Here is a 16,986-nt window from a genome sequence, read left to right as displayed (position 1 = left end):
CGCCATATCGTTCAGGGCACGCAGCTCGTGCTGGGGCACAAACAGCTGGAACAGCAGGTACCCGGCACCAACCCCCTCCGCACGCTGGCCCAGATGCCGGGCGTGCAGTTCCAGTCCGACGACCCGCAGGGTGTGGACACCTACTCGACCCAGATTTACATGCATGGCTTCATCCAGAACGAGATCGGCATGACGCTGGATGGCCTGCCCCTCGGGGAGCCGACCTTCCGCAACTATAACGGGCTGAACCCGCTACAGGCCATTTCCTCGGAGAATGTGGAACGGCTGGAGGTCACCCAGAGTGCCGGGGCGGAAAGCACGGCCAGCACCAACAATCTGGGGGGCAGCATCAATTACGTCTCCAGCAACCCCAAGAACAGAACGGGAGGGCTGGTTGCCCAGACCTTCGGCAGCAATGCGCTGTTCCATTCCTTCTTCCGGTTCGACTCCGGCAGGCTGAATGAAAGCGGCACGAAGTTCTACGTCTCCTACATGCGCAATCAGGGCGACAAATGGAAGGGCAGCGGAGACCAGTTCATGCAGCAGGTCAATGCCAAGCTGGTCCAGCCCATCGGGGAACGGAGCCAGGTTTCCGCCTTCTTCAACTGGGATGCCCTCCAGATGGTGAACTATCAGGATTACGCTCCCAGCTGGCTGGACCAGGCTGGGTCCCGGCTGGACAATTTCTACGGGCGGCCCGGCGCATGGGCCAGAGCCTACCGGGCCGCACGGGGGCAGTACCCTGCCGCCTATGACCGGCTGTCAGACCCCAAGGATGTTTCCTACTACGACAGTACGGCCAGCTCGTCCGACCTGTTCGGAGGCATCAAGGCTGACCTTGCCCTGACCGACCGCCTGACATGGAAAAGCAGCCTCTATGGCCACAGCGAGACCGGCCACGGCACCTATGCCAGCCCCTATGCGTACCAGAATGGCGTCGATACCGTTCAGCTCAATGGTGGCCCCATTTTCGAGCAGGTCCGCCATCCTTCCATCGAACGGTTCGGCGGGCTGACTTCCTTCGATTACCGCCTGAAGCGGCATGATCTCTCCGTGGGGTTCTGGTACGAGAACAACCGGTATGATTCCTACGCCTATGCCTACCAGCAGCCCGACAGCCCCAACGGCACACCCCTGAATCCATTCAAAAGCTTCAGGAACGTTCCCGGCCGGACCCTCTGGGGGCAGCGTTACAACACCAACAGCTTCACGGCCTACGTGCAGGACACCTATCACCCCATCAGGTCCGTTGCGCTGCATTTTGGCTTCAAGTCCATTCTCAATACGACCCGTGTGGGCCATGCCACCAACTGGGAACCCCGCTTCCCGGCTCTGGCCAGCGGAGAAAGCCTGACGACCGCCAAGGCCTTCCTGCCCCATATCAGCGGGGACTGGCACTTCCTCCACCATCATGAGCTCTTCTTCGACATTTCCGAGAATGCCCATGCCTACAGCCAGTCCGGCTACAACTCCAGCAACTCACCTTTTGCGGTGTCCCAGCTTGCCTACAACGCCACGAAGAACAGCCTGAAGCCGGAAACGGCCTGGACCTTCGCCGGAGGCTACCGCTACACTGACCATCTTATCCAGAGCAGCCTGTACCTGTACCGCACCAACTTCCATAACCGCCTCCAGCAGATTCTGGGCAGCGCGGGGGCCGGGTCCATCCTCACCAACAACACCTCCACAGTGCAGAATGTGGGGGGCGTGACCATGAATGGCGTGGATGGGGCCATCACCATCACGCCGCTGCCCGGCCTCGCCCTGCTCAACAGCATCAGCTACGACAAGGCAACGTACGACCAGAACATACGCAGCGGCGGAACGCTCTATGCCACGAAAGGTCGGCAGGTGGTGGCGTATCCCCGCTTCATGTACAAGGCCCGCCTCTCCTATGAGTGGCGGCATCTACAGGCCTATGTCGATACCCAGTATTATGGGAAGCGCAGCTATGACTATGTGGGCGACTACAAGCTGCCAACCTACTGGCTGGCCAATTTCGGCCTGATCTACACGCTGGACATGACCCATCTCGGAATGCGCAACCCCACGGCCGTGAGGAATCTGGTCTTCGCCTTCAACATCTACAATCTGGCCAACACCAGATACGCCTCCACCGTGGGCCAGAACGGCTTCACGATGGATAACCAGGGCGGAGCAGCCTACAACAACCAGTCCATCCTTCTTGGCGCACCCCGCCAGTTCTTCGGCTCCGTCAAGGCGGAGTTCTGAGACACCCCACCTGCAAGAACGGGCCGGAAAGGACAGTCCCTTCCGGCCCGTTTCTGTAGGCTCTCCCAGAAGCCGCCCCCTCAGGCGGGGCTGACGGCGGTATTCTGATAGTAGAACTGATAGCGTCCCAGCTGGTCTTCCCAGTCCTTCACGTTGGCCCCATCCGGCAGAACCACGCTGTCAAACCCGCAACGTCTGAAATGAATGGCCTGATCCGGCAGAAGATGGCCGGACGCCCGGATTTCCCCTTCATACCCCTCATATTCCCTCAGGGACCGGGCCTGCGTGAAAGCCCGCCCGTCCCGGAAGACGGGGAACTCCAGCACGATCAGTGTCAGGCTGCCAAGATGGGAGCGCAGCTCCTCCACCTCGACATCCGGTGCCAGAGAGATGGCCGTGCCCTGCCGGGTTTCCTTCCACTCCTCGAAAGGAACGGGAGAGGCCGCCTCCAGCGTTTTACGCCCGCTGAGATCAAACAGTTTCATAAGCCACCTCCTTGAAAGCCTTCAGGCCACACCGCTTGAGCATCGCAGCGAAGGTCTCCCCCTTCTGACGCTGCCCGAGATAGAACTCCACGATGCGGGCCACAGCATCCACGGCTTCATCCTCTGCAAAGGACGGGCCCAGAATCCCGCCAATGGCCGCATTCTCCCCGGCATCCCCGCCGAGAAGAATCTGGTAGGTCTCGGCCCCCCGCTTGTCGACCCCCAGAAGACCGATATTACCCACGTGATGATGCCCGCAGGCATTGATGCAACCCGACATGTGGATGCTCAAGGCCCCGATCTCGGCCTGCAGGTCGGCATCGCCGAAACGGGCCCCCAGCTTCTGCGCCAGTGGCAGGGAGCGGGCATTGGCCAGATTGCAGTAATCCAGCCCCGGGCAGCTCACGATGTCGCTGATGAGACCGACATTCGGTGCGGCAAGGCCCAGTGCCTTCAGGCCCTGCCACAGTTCATGCAGCTGGTCCTTGCGGACATGCCCGAACACCAGATTCTGAAGATGCGTGACCCGCACCTCACCAAATGAATGACGCTCGGACAGATCAGCCAGACCGTGCATCTGCTCGGCCGTCACATCACCGGGAATGGCCCCCGGTGTCTTCAGGGAGATGACGGCACAGATATGACCTTCATCCTGATGAGGATGGGTATTGCTGGCCACCCAGCGGGCAAAGACGGGATCAGCCTTCCTGTGCTGCTCCAGCACGTCGGCCGCATCTGCCGGGGCCTTGAGGTCCGGCAGGGCGAAACGGGCACGAATCTGCGCCACATGCTCCGGTGTCAGCCGGTAAGCAGAACGGTCCATGCGGGCCAGCTCTTCCTCCACGGCCTTACGAAAGGCCTCCAGACCGATGGTCTGCACCAGAATCTTGATGCGGGCCTTGTAGAGATTGTCCCGCCGTCCAAACGCATTATAGACACGCAGAACGGCCTCCAGCGTGGCGATCAGGTCTTCTTCCTTCACGGAATCGAAAAGTTCCTGCCCGACGACCGGCGTCCGCCCCAGTCCACCGCCCACGAAAAGACGGAACAGCGGACCATTCTCACCAGGACGGGCCAGCAGGCCGATGTCATGGAAACGGGCCGCCACCCGGTCTTCCGGGCTGCCGGAAATGGCGATCTTGAACTTGCGGGGCAGAAAGGTGAACTCGGGATGCAGGGTGGACCACTGCCGCACGATCTCGGCATGGATGCGGGGGTCCATCAGTTCATCCTTCGCGGCCCCGGCAAACTCGTCCGACGTGACATTACGGATGCAGTTGCCGCTGGTCTGGATGGCGTGCATGTCCACCTCGGCCAGCTCCCGCAGGATGGTCGGGACGTCCTTCAGCGCAATCCAGTTGAACTGGATGTTCTGCCGGGTGGTGAAATGACCGTAATTCCGGTCATACCTGGCCGCAATATCGGCCAGCCTGTGCAGCTGGCGGCTGTCCAGCACGCCATAGGGAATGGCCACCCGCAGCATGTAGGCATGAAGCTGGAGATAGACCCCGTTCATCAGCCGCAGGGGCTTGAACTCTTCCTCGCTCAACTCGCCGGAGAGACGACGACGGACCTGCCCTTCGAACTCGTTGATGCGCTCCTGAAGGAAGGTCCGGTCCCGCTCCTCATACTGGTAATGCCCGACAGACCGTGACGCAGGCTGTGTCATCCTACCTTCTCCTTTTCCCGCACCGGGGCATGATCGTAAGAAAAATCCGGGTGAACGCTCGGCCCGTGGGCCCGGATGGCTTCCCGTGTCGTGACAGGCTCGGGAGGCCGGGTATCCCTGGCCACGACCTCATATACGGCCACGACCTCTTTCTGTTCCGCCTCGGCCAGGGCACGCTCCAGAACCGGACCGGCCTCCTCATAGGTGAAGCGGACAGCCTCGGCGATGGATTCATGCCAGTGATCCCCCTCGCCAAGCCAGACAATACGGCCATCCAGCAGACGGCTGGCCGTCAGCAGCAGGATTTCCCCTTCTCCCGGGCGGGAAAGACGTTTCATCAGGCACTCTCCTTCGATGTGCTGTAACCGGGCACAGCCTGCACCACCTCGCCACGGTGATGCACCACTTCTCCCACAATGATCAGTACGGGACTCTGAAGCCCCTGACGACGGACATCTTCAGCAATCGTGCCCAGCGTGCCCGTCACGCAACGCTGGTCTGCACAGGACCCCCGATGGACGACCGCCACTGGCCAGCTTTCCGGCAGGCCATGATCCTGCATCTTCCAGCACAGCTCCGCCATCGAGCTCAGTCCCATGTAAATGACGACCGTCTGCCCTCTGCGGGCAAGGCTGGGCCAGTGCAGGTTCAGCGTTCCATCAGCCCGGGCATGGCCTGTCACCACCACGCAGCTCTGGGCGCAGTCCCGATGGGTCAGCGGAATCCCGGCGGCGGCGGCACAGCCATTGGCCGCCGTGATGCCGGGCACGACCCGTACCGGCACATTGGCAGCTAGCAGGGTTTCCATCTCTTCCCCCCCACGGCCGAACACGAAAGGGTCACCCCCCTTCAGCCGCAGGACACGTTCACCCCGCCTGGCCCGGCGCAGCATCTCGGCCTCTATGTCGCTCTGCGGCAGGGTGTGATGGCTCCGCTTCTTGCCGACATAGACACGCTCGGCATCACGCCGCACACGGTCCAGCACGTCCGGCGCCACGAGATTGTCGTACAGGACACTGTCCGCATTCTGCATCAGGCGCAGGGCCGCAAGGGTAAGCCAGTCCGGGTTTCCCGGTCCAGCCCCCACGAGCCAGACCTCACCCTGCGGGCGGTCCGCCTCGCCTTCGGCCTCCGCCACGAGCTGCTCCAGCTGCTCCCGTGCCCGGTCTTCCTCCCCGGCCAGGGCAGCCTCATAGGCCGGACCATCCACGAAAGATTCCCAGACACGCTGCCGCTGCTTCATCCCCGGCAGGCGGTCCTTCAGCCAGCCCCGCTGCTTCTGCATGAAACGGGCGGCCTCACCCATTCTGGCCGGGAGCATGGCCTCGACCATCTGCCGGACACGACGGGCCAGAACCGGAGAGGCCCCGCCAGTCGTGATGGCCACCTGCACGGGGGACCGGTCTACCAGAGCCGGAGTTATGAAGCTTGAAAGAGCCGGGGCATCCACCACACAGACGGGTACCCGCAGCGCATGGGCCTGACGGGCCACCATCTCATTGACGGCCTCATCATCCGTGGCGGCAAAGACCAGTGCCATGTCTGGCAGAACGGCCTGAAGGACGTCTTCTTCCACCCTGCCCTGACGGAACGCAGCCTGCCCCTGCTCCACCAGAGCTGCCAGCTCGGGATGCAGTGTTTCTGCCCAGATGTGGATCATCCGGCATCGCCCCTTCAGCAGACGCATCTTCTGCACGGCCACCTGCCCGCCCCCCACAAGGAGGGCGTCACGCTGGTCCGTCCGCAGAACGATGGGCAGATAGGAAAAGGGCTTTGTCATCATGCGGGGAGCATGTCAAATCTGGGATAAAAATCAACTTTTTATTTTGTTGTTTTTATAAATCACTATGTTTTTTAGTTTTAATAAATTCCCAAGCTCACAGGGGGAAAAACCGCCATTCTGCCCATAATGGATGGCTGCCTGTCCCGCTTTATCTTACAGCCCTGTCATCTCATCACAGGAATGTGAAAGCGCTTGCGAAATTAAACTACTTTTTATATTTGATGATGATAATCATTCTCATATTAAAGAGGCCGTTTTGCTCCGTCCCGTTTCATCCAGATCATTCCGGGGGCTTCTCATTCTGGGAGGTTTCATCCTTCCATCATGCGTCATGGCAGCCGAGGCACCGCTCCCGCCAGAAACACGGAAAAACACGACACACAAAGCGTCCACGCCCCCCAAACCACCTGTCGAATCAATCCTTGTCCGTGGCAGGGCCCGTGCCCTCCTTGCCGGTACGGGACAGGCGGCCCTGAAAACGGCCACGCCGCTGGAAACCACACCCCAGAACCTGACGGTCATTTCCCGGGCCAGAATGGACATGCTCAACAGCCGCACCCTGACGGAGGCCATCCGCTACAGTGCGGGTGTCTCCGACTATGGCGGGAAAGATGACCCACGGGGCTATTTTGGCACCATCCGTGGCTTCACACCCGACATCTATCTTGATGGCACACGCACGCCCAACGCCGCCACGTCGCAGTCCTTCTCCATAGAACCCTGGGGGCTGGAGGAGATGGACATCATCCGTGGCAGCAGCTCCGCACTGTACGGGTCCGGCCAGCTTGGCGGCATCATCAATGCCGTCAGCAAGCGTCCCACACAGCACCAGACCAACATCATCTCCGTACAGGGAGGCAGCTATGCCCGGCGGCAGGGAGCCGTGGACATTGGAGGCAGCCTTGACAGGCAGGGCCACTGGCTGTGGCGGTTCAACGGGCTGATCCACAAATCGGGCACCTTTGCCCGCCACATCAAGAACAATGAAATCTATGTGGCTCCCTCCCTGCGCTGGCAGCCTTCCTCCCGTACGGACTTCACCTTCCTGAGCAGCTATGAGCAGCTGGATGCGGGGTCCAGCTCGCAGTTCCTGCCCTATGTCGGCACGGTCGTGCCCACCCGGCATGGCTATCTGCCCCGCAACTTCCTGTCCGGCGACCGGAATTTCGATGTCTATTCCAAACGTCAGCTTTCAGTCGGCTATGCGCTGAGACAGGAACTGCTGCCGGGCTGGACGCTCTCGCAGAACATGCGTTTTGCCCACATGGACGTACTGTACCGCACGGTTGCCCAGCCAAAGCTGGTCAACACGGACACGATATCCCGCACGGCCCTTTTGCAGTCCGGCAATTACAACACCACAACGCTTGATACACGATCGGAATGGAAAGACCATTTCGGTTCCCTCCACAGCATTCTGCTTACCGGTGTCGATTTCCGCAGCGACTTCATGGCGGAACGGCGTGGCGAAAGGAAAGCGCCCAACCTGTCCCTCTATCAGCCAGTCTATCGGGCCATCGCCATGCCCGCCTATGCGTCCAAACGAAATTACAACACGACTGGGACACAGACGGGCCTTTACGGGCAGGAGCAGGCTGACTGGCACCGTTTTTTCCTCACCCTCTCCGGTCGTGGCGACTTCACCCAGAGCGTGCAGGTCAACAACAATACGGGCAAGCGCACACCCCAGAAGGACAACGCCTTCACTGGCCGGGCGGCCCTGCTCTATCAATCGGTCTGGGGTGTGGCTCCCTATGTCTCCTACGCCACGTCCTTCAGTCCGCAGCTTGGCACGACCTATGATGGCACCGCCTTCTCCCCGACACGGGGACGGCTGCTGGAGGCCGGAATAAAATACAGGCCCCGCAAAGACTCCATCTTTGGCGACCGTTTCCTGCTCACACTGGATGTCTTCACCCTGAAAGAACGGAATGACCTGGTGCAGGACCCTCTCCATTCCAGCGACAAGATACAGCTCGGTGCCCAGCGGACCCGTGGTTTTGAAGCGGAATTTGTCGGGCGTCTCCCCTACAGGATCGACCTCCTCGCCTCCTTCACGGTGCAGGACCCACGCATCACCAAAGGCAGTGCCGCCACACAAAACCAGGTGGGCCAACGCCCCGTGACGGTCCCCTCCCGCATGGCTTCCTTCTTCATGCGGCGCAACTTCATCATCACACGCACCTTCAGTGCCGGAATTGGTGGGGGCGTCCGCTATACGGGCACAACGGCCGGTGCCCTGCCAGCCACCATCATCGTACCCTCCCAGCTGGTTGGCGATATTGAGGCCCATCTTGATTACCGGAGATGGCACCTCCAGCTGAATGGCACAAACATTGCCAACTCGAAATATGTTTCCGTATGTACCAGCACGACCAACTGCTCCTACGCTCCTGGCCGTGCCCTGTTTGGTGATCTCTCATATCGATGGTGAAACAAAGCAGAAAAACTACAGGAAATCTGTCTTGCCGTACAGGATAACAGCTCTTGACGTCACGTTCCCATTAACATCAACTGCTGCCGATGCGGTGCGACACGGTGACAATCTGCAGGCCGCAGCTGTGGCAACCCGCCACGTGGCGCTTTGCGGGGTTCATTGCAGGCCCCGCCACCGCATCACCGGGCGAAGCTTCCCGAACACAAAAAACCAAGACAGCGTATGGGTGGGGCCTGCCGCAAACCCCACAATAACGCAACTACCCTAACGGGCGGCCCAGGCCGGCAGAATATCGCCTGATCACCATACGCTGCACCACCGATAATAGGTAAAGCCACAGCCTTCATCAAGACATTCAATAATGGTGAGACCCCGCATGGGCGAAGGATAGATAGTATGCCGCCTGCTGCTGGAGACAGAAACAACCCATACCCGCTCCGCCATTCAAGAAGTGCGGTATATGACTGGCCGGAAAGAGTGACCCCGAAAGTCTGGCTAGCAGAACTGGTGAGAGGGATGGCATACTGAGACATGACGATGACCTGATGAGGCTGGAGAAATGCTGAAAAGACGTGTGCTGTATGCCGCCATGGCGGCTTGTGCCGTGTCATGTTCTGCCCATGCCGCACCGCCAATGACAGACGCTGAGTGGACCGCCTACGAAGAATCGCACACACGGTTTATCCTTCAGCAGTTCGGCGCTGATCCAGAAACGGCACGATGGGCAGCATGGGCGATGAAGTATCAGCCATCATCACGATGCGCCATGTCTGCACGTCCTGTTGTCCACGCCGTAGAGGGAGGAATGAGTCTCTTCCCCGGCGAGGGGGAAGGCATGGTGGTCGACCATATCTGCGAGCCAGAAGCGTTGAAGCATGATGCTCTCACGATCCCACCATTTTCAGCCATCGAGGGAGAAAATGAACGCCTGCAATGGGGCGTGACCAGCACTGCAAGGAACAAGGTGATAGCCGCCATATTGGAGAGGCAGAAGCAGGACGCCAGAGAGTACAGGAAAAACCTGCGCCCTCCCGCATACCTTACTGCTCCTGATAGCAAGTATTTTGTAGATCAGTGTCGTTTCATAAGGGTTGAGTTCCCTGAAACGGCGCAACAAGAAGGCAGAGAAGGGCATGTTGATGCGACATGTCATTTCCAGAAAGGTAATGATAATTACTGGCGGGCAGATTCATGCCATTTTTCTTCTCCAAAAGGTACTGGTGATGACATAATTAAATCAGCTAAGGATTTTGTCACCGCAAAGTGCTGGTCATCAGAAGATTTTGACATAAAGATCAATAACTATGGTATCGGGACAGCAGAGGTTGATTTCACGCTAGGGGATGAATAATTAACCGCTAATTTTCTGGGGGATTTTATTCCCCATATTGTCGGCTTCAACAGGTGTCCAATTTTTCATTACCACCCGTTTTTTCGCCCCGAAACGCACTTCCTGCAAAGTCATTCGGACGACCAGAAGATCGCACCCTGATTGAGATGTGCGGTCGAACTCGTAGCCGGATAGGGTGACTTCGCTTGATTTATACCCCGGCATCCTCAATATGAGGATGTTGGCCTCTTTGCGCTGTTCCTCAAGTTTTTTAAGGACTTTCCCCTGATCCCCAGCTGTTCCCAGGGAGTCTTTCATGAAGACAGCTCATCCCCGCATGGGCGGGGAACAGTGGCGAAACTGGGCCAGAGCATCAAAAAAGGTCGGTTCATCCCCGCATGGGCGGGGAACAGGGTGTCATGGTGGCTTTCGGGAAGCCCAGGGCCGGTTCATCCCCGCATGGGCGGGGAACAGCCCGGGCCCGTCTGCCCGTTGCTGCCAGTGTTCGGTTCATCCCCGCATGGGCGGGGAACAGCGCCTGTCCAGAAACGGCCCAGTAATCGCCGCCGGTTCATCCCCGCATGGGCGGGGAACAGGTTCAGGCGATCCAGGCGCACCTCGCCGTCGTCGGTTCATCCCCGCATGGGCGGGGAACAGCTGGTATTCCAGGTCTCACGAAATAGGTAATGCGGTTCATCCCCGCATGGGCGGGGAACAGTACAAAAATCGCTGGCCATGTCCGTCAAGCAGCGGTTCATCCCCGCATGGGCGGGGAACAGACGGCGCTGAGATATTGACGGATCCTCTGGGCCGGTTCATCCCCGCATGGGCGGGGAACAGTCCCAAGACGGCAGGCAACAAGCAGGCACAAGCGGTTCATCCCCGCATGGGCGGGGAACAGCCCGCCGTGCAGGGCACGCTGACAACCGGATACGGTTCATCCCCGCATGGGCGGGGAACAGCACCGTCGCCCCTCTTGGGTACCCCCCGATGGCGGTTCATCCCCGCATGGGCGGGGAACAGGCTTTAGAGCGGGATAAAGCCTATCGAGATAGCGGTTCATCCCCGCATGGGCGGGGAACAGCTTTGACGCTCCCCCGCTTGTCTCCGAAAATTCGGTTCATCCCCGCATGGGCGGGGAACAGACTTCCTGCAACGTACTGTAAGACATGACTTTTTTTATTGTCAAAGACCGTACCAACTTAAACCAGAATTTAATACCTCACTCCTTCGCTTTATTCCGGTCGAAAAGCAACCAGTTTCAATCCATCGAAATCAACCGGCATCCGGCGATTGTGACCAGCCGTACGGAACTCATATCCCTGATCGTTGGGAACATGCCAAACCATGACAGCATCACCCTCAGGCCCAAGGCCAAGCAGTACCTGCTCCCAGACCATCTCCCTTGTCCGTCTGGAGTAGCTGCCCACATAGACCCCAGCCCGTATTTCCACCAGCCATGCTGCCAGACGGCCACGCAGGCGGGGTGGCGCATTGGTGACCACCACAACCAGCATCAACGGTGCCCCGGATCGCCAAAGGTTTCATCTTCAAAAGCGACGGGCACGGCCTCCGGTGGGGGCTCGGGACGAGGCAGACCGCCAGCCGAAAGAACCTGCTCAATGGTCGGAATGATTCTCTCCAGCAGCTTTTCCTTGCGGAACCTGTCCCGGCAGGCCAGGCGCACGGCCCGGTCTGGGGACATATCCAGCCGCCCCTTTTCCGCCTTGCCTGCAATACGGAAAGCTTCTGGCACAACGGTTTCCATCTTGAAGATGTCTGCCACATCATACACGAAAGAAAGAGGCTTCCCGCTATGCAAGAACCCCACTGCCGGGGCATAACCTGCTGCCAGCACAGCAGCCTCGGACAAACCATGCAGGCAGGCCGTGGCCGCTGAGAGGCAACGGTTGGGAATGTCCGAGCCGTCCCAGTCCTTCCGGTCGTAAGAGCGGCGTTTCCAGCTGACACCATATTGAGCAGCCAGCAGGGCGTAGCTTTCCCTTACACGAGCTCCCTCAATACCACGCAGCTGATCCACCGACCGCCGAGCAGGTGGCTCCTCCTTGAAACGCCGCTTGTACATCTCTCGCACGACACGCAACCGGGCCTCATCATTCAAAGCCAGACTGGCCTGCCATAACAGACGGTCCGCCCGTGCTCCACCAGGCTGACCGGAAGAATATAACCGCACGCCAGCTTCCCCTACCCATGTGATCAACGTGCCTACACGGGCGGCCAGCGACACGGCTGCATGAGAGATACGGGCACCCGGCTCCAGCATGATGCCCGCCAGACCGCCAACGGGAATCTGGGTTCTCGTACCATCAGCGTTCACCGCTACGAAGGCACCATCCAGCACATCCAGCTGCGCCCGTTCGACAAAAATCAGGGAAGCCCGATCTTTCAGAGGGATGGGTTTTGGCGGGGTCAGACCGGGTAACCCGCCTTTCCCCGCCCCGCTCATGAAGCCCGCCGGATCAGCATGAGGCCGCAACCAAAGGCCTTGGCCCGGCCAAAGCCCCGGACCAGCTGGGCCAGAAACGCCTCCGGGTCTGTCACCTCCAGCTGGCCTGAGAGGTCCAGAATACCGAAATCAGGCCGGTTGCTCCTCTTCCGTTCGTTTCCAAAACGTGGGAGCGTCTCGGTATGATAATCATCGGCAGATACATGATGCGGCACAAAACCCGCTTTCTCACCCTGTCGTGTCAGCCAGGCAAGACCTGCTTCTTGGGCAAGGTCCATGCGTTTCTCTGCCCGTTCCTCCTTCGGAATAGCGTGAATCGCATCCAGAACGACATCCACACGCTTGCCCGTATCACGCTTCATCCGTGTCGCATTGACCTGAAGCTGAAACTCGAGCCTGTCCCCTGCCTTCAGTTCAGGGGCAAAAAGCTTGCACTGAGGAGGCTCGAACAGCTCGTTATCATCCCGTGGAAGGCGTGGAGAGAGGGTAAGAAAGCTCCCGTCACTTTCTGCACGCCAGAGAAAATCCCGCTTCTGGTTGGGATCAGTCGCAAAGGCAGACCAGAGCATATGATGCTGCGATGACCGCCTCAGCCCCGTATCCGGCTCTCTCAGGGCAGCCTCCAGAACACGGACGGCAGGGCTGCGGGAAAGGCGGATTCTACTTAGATACCAGCTCATTTCATCGTCTTCCCTGGCAGTTCAACATGCCGTATTCCGACATCCCGTGCAGCAAAGTGCCAGCGTTGCCGGTCCAGTGGGACATCATGCACGTAATCCCGCTGGCTGCCCTGCTCGCCGACAACCATGACCTTTTCAGAAAGATCAACATGTCTGGAAAGCCAGAAAGGCACTTTCACCTGCCCCAAGGCCTCCTCGACCGTATCGGCCTGTACGACCTGAGGATTCAGAGGGGATGAAAGCGGGCAGGATTTACGGCCAAGATAGAGCGTAAAATGCGGTTTGCGTAACGCTGCCGCTATCTCCTCCAGCCCTTCACCCTGCACGGCCACGCCATAGAACACGCCCGCCCGATAATCGCGCAGAGTGATGCTGGTTGTCAGCCGTCCTCCCGCTTTCCGAATTGCCTCCGGGCGGGAATTTGGCTTCTTCACCGCCGCCGCAGGGACGGACTGAATGGTATGGAAGTCACGCAGAGCCGTGCCGCTGTCAAACACCGCCACGTCAATCTTCAGACTGTCCAGCCCAGAGAAATCGCCATCACGCCGTATGCCTAACGCAGCTCCCATCAATCCGATCAGTGCGGAATGGCCCGGCCAGAGCAGCGACCCCCGCCGCTCATGCCCGGCCAGCTCGCCCATCGACCCCAGGGAGGCCGAGAGCGAAAACACCAGATAAGGGGAAGCCATCACTCACCCCGCACGGCTTTACCTGCAAAGGCGACCAGTTCATCCAGTGTTCCGGTTTTGCCCACACACAATTTAGCTTCGGCAGCCCAGCACGGCCCGTAGGCATCATCAATGGCCTTCCGGGTCTCTTCCAGCTTTTTAATGGAGCTTTCCAGCAGATTCTCACCTTTTACAGCATGGAAGAACGCACCTGAGAGATCACGGGGTGCCTGCTCACCCTGTTCTGCCAGCATGTAATGTGCCCGTGGCCGATGGGCATAGCTGTTCTGCTTGCCACGAGGCGTGGCCTGAGACAGCGCCCGAGCCAATGCTTCCATGGCCTTGGCTGCAAGTTCCCTGTCACCGGCCAGATTCTCAACCAGCAGGTCCAGATTGACGCAGACATACTGGTAGAACACCCCCGTACCGAAGGCGCTTTCACCGATATGGCCAGCACCACGCTCATCATCCTTGTTCAGATCATCCACAGCGGAGAACCAGTCTTCCTGCGCTACTGAACGATGGGTCGTGAACGCATGAGCCACCTGCACGGCGGCATCCCGGTTGAAGTCGGCATCGGAGGCCAGCATACGCCCGAACATGGCAATATCCACCGCCCCATCAGCCCGACGCAGGACCTCTTTCTTCAGGTCTTTGTCTTTGGGCGGTTTCTCCCCGGCAGCGACTTTTTCGGCCAGCTCTTTTGCCAGTTTCCATTCATCTGGTGAAATAAAAGCGAGTGTCGTGGCGATCTGTTCGCCCGTTTCCTTGTCAGCCGCTTCCAGTTTGCCGAAAATGCCAGCAACAGTACTTGCACTCTCCTGAGCCTTTTTCTCGGCAACGCCCTTACTCAAAAGATGCTGCACCAGCCCACCATGCAGGCGTTTAGTTCTTGTCCCCATATGGTCTGCAAGGTCGTTGCTGAAGAACGTGCTTTCCCGCAAGGCCCGTTTGACCGACTGTGAGGAATGACGCATACGCACCTCCCCACCAATCACGGCCTGTTTGGGGCGGCCCATATCGTCACGATTGGGATTGGAGAGACCATAAGTTGTCAGAACATGGAACTGGACAAAATTTGTCATGACACAAAAACCTACTTGATAAATGGATAAAAACGAGACCAGCAACACATGTGCTATTCTGTCTTGTCTCCCGAATTCGCAGCACCAAAATAATCGAGACACCAGCGGGTCTTGGTCCGATCATTCCAGAACATGACATCCCGTGCGAGGGCTGCAACGTTGCAGCGATACTCTGCCATCTGCACAGCACGCCGCAATAACGCAGCCAGCTCTTCATCTTCCGCTGTCATTAACTGCTTGAACCTTAGAGGAGACAATAATGGCTCCTTATCTGCCCCTCTCAACCGCTCTGCCAATGTGCTGTGGCTATTGGTCCGCACACTGCCCAGTATCTCAACCAGCCGACAAAAACGTTTCAGCTCATGCTCCCGCACATTCAGCGTACGCACCAGATGATGCACTTCCGGTTCAAACAGAAGATCAGGGAAACCCCCACGACGCAACTTCGCACTGAGCGTGCGTGCCGCTGTTTGGCCCGGCATCTTTTCCGTTTCGCTCTTCCCGCTTTCTTCTGCATCCTTCGACGCAGACTGCGTGCGTGGAGCAAGATTTTTCTGCCACCACTCAAAGACCTTCACGCCAATGTCTGTTTTTTCACTCATGCGGCCTTCCTCTTCTTCTGCGGGACGGGGAGACCCAATGCTGTAAACAGGGCCGGACCTGCCTTCTTGCCGTATCCCCACAACTCTATGTTCAGAAGCTTCCGGGCTTCGGCAATTTTCTTCATGCTCTGCATGTCACGCTCGGAAAGCCCCGGCAGAGCAACAGCTTCAAACTGACCCAGAGCCTGCTTTCGCAACGCATTCAGCCACTCTTCAGAGGGCCTCTCGCCGGCGGCTATCTGATGGAAGCAATGATAAAAAGCGGGTTCAGTTTTCAGGTAAAACTCTTCACGTTGCGCTTCCCGTGCTTCACCAGTATCCAGAACGGATGACAATGCCCAGTTCAACATTGCCGCCACCATCTCGGCAGCTTCAATAAAACCTCGCAAAACCTCTTCAGCATCCTCGGACAGGCGAGAAAGCGGCTGGCGGGAATAGACAAAATCTCTCGGACTCATGTTGTTCATGGCCCAGCCCGCTACAATTACGGACGCCTCATCCCCTCTCTCTCGTCCACACCACTCTCTCACGATCAGTGCCAAACTGGCCAAACGCTCTTCATGCGCTTTCTTGGGCTCACCTTCAGCAATGATACCCAGCCAGTTACGATAGCCAAACCGCCCAGCCCGTGGATGGCGTGGAAGCCAGTCCTCCGTGACCTTGAGCCGGTAATAAGGGCTTAAAGGATGCCGCCACCCGGCATAGTTCGTGCCATAGGGCCTCTGTATGACACCTGTTATACCCTCGTCATCCCCTACAAGGCGCAGACGGCGGGGCATGCCAAAAAACGCTTCCACGTCAAAGTGTCTCTTTTCATCAGACGGATAGACGGATGCCCGCCCAGGCTCCGATGTCCGTGTCGGCCTCATCCACGGCAGGTCTTTCATGTCGGATGGCTGACCGAACGGAACATTGAGCCAGACGAGGTCCCATAATTCTTCGCCGGGATCGAGAAGTGTCACGAGTGGCCCACCACCACGCATGGAGGTGCGGTTTCCAGCTCCACCAGATGGAGCGAAGTCCTGCAATGTGTAAAGCGCCATCGCCGCTTCCGGCAGAGAAAGACATGAATAACGGCTGCGATGCACCATGACGTCAATGTTATTGCGCATGGTCTGCCCACCCGCACTATCGATGAACAGCATGTCAACCGGATTAGGGGAGCCTGAAAGCTTCTCCATGTCCTGAAGAAAGCGGGGACCATCACCCAGAAGATGAAAGGCCGGCTCATAAGCAGCCAATTTCGTTTTCAAACGCTCTGGATCAGCCCGCCTGCGGGCCCGCCAATCCTTCTTGTTCGCTGGTGGATCTGCCAGATAGACAAGCCCAACCAGCAGCTCCAGACAGGCAACATTCAGGTCAGGACGGACCCAGTCCGGGAAGAGCATACCCTCTTCTGCCATCTGCCATGGTGCAATAATCCGCCTGCTACCATCGTCGCATCGTACAGGGATCCACGGGTCTGTTATCAGATTTAGAGACACCAGAAACCTCTAGGTGTTACAAGATCAACCATCTGCTGCGTCTTCATGCACCAGCAGAAAAATA

Annotated in this window: 15 protein-coding genes and 1 CRISPR repeat array; of the genes, 3 read left to right on the top strand and 12 right to left on the bottom strand. The window is 58.5% G+C overall.

Going from position 1 to position 16,986, the window contains the following annotated elements; all coding sequences use genetic code 11:
- Positions 1-2,232, top strand: a 2,232-nt coding sequence (locus ASO19_RS07490) for a TonB-dependent receptor (RefSeq protein ID WP_103765724.1), incomplete at its 5' end; no start/stop codon positions are given.
- A gap of 80 nt (positions 2,233-2,312) precedes the next feature.
- On the opposite strand, the gene ASO19_RS07485 is transcribed toward ASO19_RS07490, so the two are convergent.
- The 4 genes from ASO19_RS07485 to cysG are packed head-to-tail and all read right to left on the bottom strand — an operon-like array spanning position 2,313 to position 6,169.
- Positions 2,313-2,717: a DUF934 domain-containing protein gene (locus ASO19_RS07485; RefSeq protein WP_043561850.1), complete on the bottom strand. Its 405-nt coding sequence runs from the start codon at positions 2,715-2,717 to the stop codon at positions 2,313-2,315.
- Complete coding sequence (locus ASO19_RS07480) at positions 2,704-4,386, bottom strand: nitrite/sulfite reductase (RefSeq protein WP_103765723.1); 1,683 nt, start codon at positions 4,384-4,386, stop codon at positions 2,704-2,706. Before ASO19_RS07480 ends, ASO19_RS07485 begins: the two co-directional genes overlap by 14 nt.
- A complete protein-coding gene (locus ASO19_RS07475) occupies positions 4,383-4,724 on the bottom strand; it encodes a DUF2849 domain-containing protein (protein ID WP_103765722.1) in 342 nt (113 codons plus the stop codon). The genes ASO19_RS07480 and ASO19_RS07475 overlap by 4 nt, the downstream gene beginning before the upstream one ends.
- Complete coding sequence (gene cysG, locus ASO19_RS07470; protein WP_308455503.1) at positions 4,724-6,169, bottom strand: siroheme synthase CysG; 1,446 nt, start codon at positions 6,167-6,169, stop codon at positions 4,724-4,726. Before cysG ends, ASO19_RS07475 begins: the two co-directional genes overlap by 1 nt.
- Positions 6,170-6,500: 331 nt before the next feature.
- Here cysG and ASO19_RS07465 point away from each other — a divergent pair, with 331 nt between their 5' ends.
- On the top strand, positions 6,501-8,603 hold the full coding sequence (locus tag ASO19_RS07465) for a TonB-dependent siderophore receptor (protein WP_103765726.1): 2,103 nt from the start codon (positions 6,501-6,503) through the stop codon (positions 8,601-8,603).
- Positions 8,604-9,165: 562 nt separating this feature from the next.
- Positions 9,166-9,957, top strand: coding sequence for a hypothetical protein (locus tag ASO19_RS07460; protein ID WP_146046931.1), 792 nt, complete (start codon positions 9,166-9,168; stop codon positions 9,955-9,957).
- On the opposite strand, the gene ASO19_RS07455 is transcribed toward ASO19_RS07460, so the two are convergent.
- From ASO19_RS07455 to casA, 8 genes are all read right to left on the bottom strand, one after another.
- Entirely contained in the window at positions 9,958-10,254 is a 297-nt protein-coding gene (locus ASO19_RS07455; RefSeq protein WP_103765720.1) for a hypothetical protein, read from the bottom strand.
- Between the two features lie 5 nt (positions 10,255-10,259).
- Positions 10,260-11,081: direct repeats of the CRISPR family, unit length 29 nt; unit sequence CGGTTCATCCCCGCATGGGCGGGGAACAG.
- 90 nt (positions 11,082-11,171) lie between these two features.
- Complete coding sequence (gene cas2e / locus ASO19_RS07450) at positions 11,172-11,453, bottom strand: type I-E CRISPR-associated endoribonuclease Cas2e (protein ID WP_081562540.1); 282 nt, start codon at positions 11,451-11,453, stop codon at positions 11,172-11,174.
- Positions 11,453-12,403 carry a type I-E CRISPR-associated endonuclease Cas1e gene (gene cas1e / locus ASO19_RS07445; RefSeq protein ID WP_103765719.1) on the bottom strand — a complete coding sequence of 317 codons (951 nt, stop codon included), beginning with the start codon at positions 12,401-12,403 and terminating at the stop codon, positions 11,453-11,455. The genes cas2e and cas1e overlap by 1 nt, the downstream gene beginning before the upstream one ends.
- Positions 12,400-13,083 carry a type I-E CRISPR-associated protein Cas6/Cse3/CasE gene (cas6e, locus tag ASO19_RS07440; protein ID WP_103765718.1) on the bottom strand — a complete coding sequence of 228 codons (684 nt, stop codon included), beginning with the start codon at positions 13,081-13,083 and terminating at the stop codon, positions 12,400-12,402. The genes cas1e and cas6e overlap by 4 nt, the downstream gene beginning before the upstream one ends.
- Positions 13,080-13,772, bottom strand: a complete 693-nt coding sequence (gene cas5e, locus ASO19_RS07435) for a type I-E CRISPR-associated protein Cas5/CasD (protein WP_103765717.1) — start codon at positions 13,770-13,772, stop codon at positions 13,080-13,082. Before cas5e ends, cas6e begins: the two co-directional genes overlap by 4 nt.
- Complete coding sequence (gene cas7e / locus ASO19_RS07430; RefSeq protein ID WP_086431672.1) at positions 13,772-14,836, bottom strand: type I-E CRISPR-associated protein Cas7/Cse4/CasC; 1,065 nt, start codon at positions 14,834-14,836, stop codon at positions 13,772-13,774. Before cas7e ends, cas5e begins: the two co-directional genes overlap by 1 nt.
- Before the next feature lie 53 nt (positions 14,837-14,889).
- On the bottom strand, positions 14,890-15,438 hold the full coding sequence (casB, locus tag ASO19_RS07425) for a type I-E CRISPR-associated protein Cse2/CasB (protein ID WP_086431671.1): 549 nt from the start codon (positions 15,436-15,438) through the stop codon (positions 14,890-14,892).
- Positions 15,435-16,922 carry a type I-E CRISPR-associated protein Cse1/CasA gene (gene casA / locus ASO19_RS07420; RefSeq protein WP_181005234.1) on the bottom strand — a complete coding sequence of 496 codons (1,488 nt, stop codon included), beginning with the start codon at positions 16,920-16,922 and terminating at the stop codon, positions 15,435-15,437. The genes casB and casA overlap by 4 nt, the downstream gene beginning before the upstream one ends.
- Between the last annotated feature and the right edge of the window lie 64 nt (positions 16,923-16,986).

It is taken from the genome of Parasaccharibacter apium, assembly GCF_002917995.1.
Lineage (GTDB): Bacteria > Pseudomonadota > Alphaproteobacteria > Acetobacterales > Acetobacteraceae > Bombella > Bombella apis.
The sequence above is the reverse complement of the archived record's forward strand: the minus strand, read 5'-3'. Positions and strand labels throughout refer to the sequence as shown.